The sequence below is a fragment of the Amycolatopsis rhizosphaerae genome (assembly GCF_007713715.1).
Taxonomy (GTDB): Bacteria; Actinomycetota; Actinomycetes; order Mycobacteriales; family Pseudonocardiaceae; genus Amycolatopsis_E; species Amycolatopsis_E rhizosphaerae.
This window is the reverse complement of the sequence record NZ_VJWX01000872.1, coordinates 1-1,171: the sequence shown is the minus strand read 5'-3', so window position 1 is coordinate 1,171 and position 1,171 is coordinate 1. Positions and strand designations below refer to the sequence as shown.

The window sequence follows — 1,171 nt, the reverse complement described above, 5'->3', positions numbered from 1 at the left end:
CCCCTCCCTTGTAGGTGGCATGCACGCTGATGCCGCTGCCGTCGCTTTTGGAGGTGATGCCGTCGACGTTGCACGTGGTGTCGTCGATCTTGTCCACGCTCAGTGGCAGCCCTTCGACGGTGCCGCTCGGGTTCGAGCCCGTCACGATGTCGGCGAGCTGAAGGTCCAGCGCGATCCGCTTTCCTCCCGCGTCGGTCACCACGTTGCGGCACTCCCCGAGCGCGTACGGGCTGAGCTCGCCGTCGACGATCTTGCCGAGGTCGCCGAGGGTGCCGCTGTCGAGCAGGCCGCACGGATCGACGGTGCGCAGTGCCGTGACCGTCAGCGCGGACCCGCCGTCCGTCCCCGGATCGCTCGCCGTCTTCGCGGGAACCGTGGTACGGGGAAAGTTCTGTTTGCTCAGGTCGGGCCCGCAGGCCGTGGTGGCGACCGCGGTGACCGCGGTGAGCACGGCCGAAACCAGGATCGGCACAGGACGGCGGGACCGGGCGGAGCGGGCAGGAAAACGCACGCCTGCACCGTATCCGCACCGGCCCCGCTCCAGGCGCCGAACCGCCCTATTCGCCGGAGGTCCGCTCCACCGGCACCCTGATCGGCCGCAGCACGGCCCACAGCCCCATCAGCGCGGTGAAGACGAGCAGGCCGATACCGGCCCACAGGTTGATGTTCACCCCGGCGGCCTTCGCGATCTGGGCCTCGCCGGTGAAGGCGGCGCCCATGATGGTCAGAACCAGTCCGTAGACGCCGGTCAGCAACGCGACGATCAGACGGATGTCGAAGCCGGCGCGATGGGTCCTGGTGGGTTCGCTTGCCATGACTTCCCTCCTCCTCTCGAAAGAATCCTTCAGAAGGCGATGTTCAGCACGATGGTGAGGGCCAGCGCGATCCCGGCGAGCAGCACCGGCTTGCGGTACCAGCCCGCGTCTTCACCGGTGGCCGCGTGCTGCCGGGACTCCTTGGCCGTCAAGGAGTAGACCAGGCCGGCCAGTTCCGCCTCGGGTTTGGGCTTGGTGACGTAGGTGACCGCGACGCTGACCGCGATGTCCACCACGAAGGCCACGATCGCGGCGAGGAAACTCGTGCCCTGCCCCGGCAGCGTGAACACGCCCGTCTTGCTCATCACGAACACGGTGATCGCCGACGCCGTGCCGACCACCAGGCCCCACACCCC

General features: G+C 68.5%; 1 protein-coding gene and 2 pseudogenes. All 3 read right to left on the bottom strand.

What is annotated here, in order from left to right; genetic code table 11:
• Nucleotides 1-511 (bottom strand): annotated as a pseudogene (locus FNH05_RS37550) (hypothetical protein); the annotation flags it as partial.
• Between the two features lie 46 nt (nt 512-557).
• The gene (locus tag FNH05_RS37545) at nt 558-815 is read right to left on the bottom strand and encodes a hypothetical protein (protein ID WP_144593564.1); all 258 of its coding nucleotides are present in this window, start codon (nt 813-815) and stop codon (nt 558-560) included.
• Nucleotides 816-844: 29 nt separating this feature from the next.
• Nucleotides 845-1,171 (bottom strand): annotated as a pseudogene (locus FNH05_RS37540) (Na+/galactose cotransporter); the annotation flags it as partial.

What these genes read in the sequence shown, in the direction of transcription:
- FNH05_RS37545 (WP_144593564.1), bottom strand. Translation starts at nt 815, where the DNA reads ATGGCAAGCGAACCCACCAGGACCCATCGCGCCGGCTTCGACATCCGT.